At 72.4% G+C, this 1880-nt stretch carries 1 protein-coding gene; it reads right to left on the bottom strand.

What is annotated here, in order from left to right:
• The coding region (gene recJ, locus V7067_RS17670) for a single-stranded-DNA-specific exonuclease RecJ (RefSeq protein ID WP_334177192.1) at positions 1-1700 on the bottom strand (1700 nt) is incomplete at its 3' end.
• Between the last annotated feature and the right edge of the window lie 180 nt (positions 1701-1880).

The raw sequence follows: 1880 nt of genomic DNA, 5'->3' as shown, positions 1-1880 counted from the left end.
CCCTTCGCCCCCAGCAGCCGGCGGCCGAGATCGCGGTCGGCGGCGCGGAAGGCCAGCGCATCGATGCGGCCGTTGTCGCCGGAAATCAGCGTGGCCTTGACATGCCCCTGCCCCACCACGCGCACATCGCCGATGCGGTGGGCGGGGAAGGCGAACACCGGTTCGGGATGGCCGGCGCCGAACGGGCCGGCCCGCTCCAGCATGTCGAGCAGTTCGCGCCGGGCACCGCTGGCGGTCATGGCCCCGTCGATCTTCAGCCCGTCGGCCGCGCGTGCCGCCGCAACGTCGGCGGCAAGGCGCTCTTCCAGAAAAGCCACCAGATCGGGGATGCGGCCCCGCTGGACGGTGAGACCCGCGGCCATGGCGTGGCCGCCGCCCTTGATGATGAGCCCGGCCTCGGCGGCCGCGCGAATGGCCGCGCCGAGATCGACCCCGCTGACCGAGCGGCCCGAGCCGGTGCCCTTGCCATCGGCATCGAGGGCGATGGCAATCGCCGGCCGGTTGCCGCGCTCCTTGAGCCGGGCGGCGACGAGGCCGACCACGCCCGGATGCCAGCCCTCGCTGAAAACCACCGCGACCGGCCGGTCGTCGGCCTCCAGCAGCATCGCCTCGGCCTCGGCAAGCGCCGTCGCCTCGATCTCCTGCCGCTCGCGGTTGAGGCGGTCGAGTTCCAGCGCGATCGGCCGGGCCAGCAGCGGATCGTCGGCGGTGAGCAGGCGCGAGCCGAGCGCGCTGTCGCCGATGCGGCCGCCGGCGTTGATGCGCGGGCCGAGCAGGAAGCCCAGATGATAGGGCGCCGGGGCCCCGGTGAGGCGGGCGGCATCGCCCAGCGCGGCAAGACCGGCATTGCCGCGGCGACGCATGATCTCCAGCCCGCGGGCAACGAAGGCGCGGTTCAGCCCCTTCAGCGGCACCACATCGCACACCGTGCCGAGCGCCACCAGATCGATCAGGCTCATCAGGTCCGGCTCGCGGCCGGGAAAGAACCCGCGGCGGCGCAGCTCGCGGTTCAGCGCCACGCACGTCATGAAGGTAACGCCGCAGGCCGCCAGCGCGCCGAGGCCGGAGAGATCGTCCTGCCGGTTCGGATTGACGATGGCACGCGCCGGCGGCAGCGACACCCCGGCCGGGTGGTGATCGATCACCACCACGTCGATGCCTTTTTCCGCCGCCCGCTGCAGGGCATCGTGAGAGGACGTGCCGCAGTCCAGCGTCACCAGCAGCGAGACGCGGGCGGCGGCGAAATCATCGACCGCGGAAAGCGAAACGCCATAGCCCTCGGTGGAGCGGTCGGGAATGTGCAGCCGCGGCTCCGGTCCGAGCTGGCGCAGATAGCGCAGGAGGATGGCCGCGGAGGTGGCGCCGTCGACGTCATAATCGGCCAGAACGCCGATCCGCTCGCCGTTCACCACCGCATCGGCCAGCCGGGCGGTGGCCGGCGCCATGTCGGTGATGGTCGCCGGATCGGGCATCAGGTCGCGCAGGGTGGGGGCCAGAAAGGCTTCCGCGCTCTCTGCCGGCACGCCGCGGCCGGAAAGCACCCGCGCCACCATATCCGGCAGGCCAAGGCGCTGGCTGATGGCAAGGGCCTCGGCCGACGCGCGGTCGTCCAGCCGCGCCAGCCAGCGCCGGCCGGTGACGGACTGCGACACCCCGAGGAAGGGGCGCGGCTGCGGGGAAAATTCGGACCGTGCCAGCATGGCGTCATCCCTGCCAGATCGGGCCGAGTCTGGCAACGGGATCGCGCCCCGCCGGGGGGCTGCCATGCCGGGGGGCTGCCATGCCGGAAGCGGGCCCCGGCAGCGAAAAAAGAAGGCCGGAGGCAACAAGCCCCCGGCCTTTCAGTCTGCATCTATGAGGCTGCCTCAGCCCTCGTAGAC

Source organism: Pseudoxanthobacter sp. (genome assembly GCF_036822375.1).
GTDB lineage: Bacteria > Pseudomonadota > Alphaproteobacteria > Rhizobiales > Segnochrobactraceae > Pseudoxanthobacter.
This window is presented reverse-complemented; position numbering and strand designations above follow the sequence as displayed.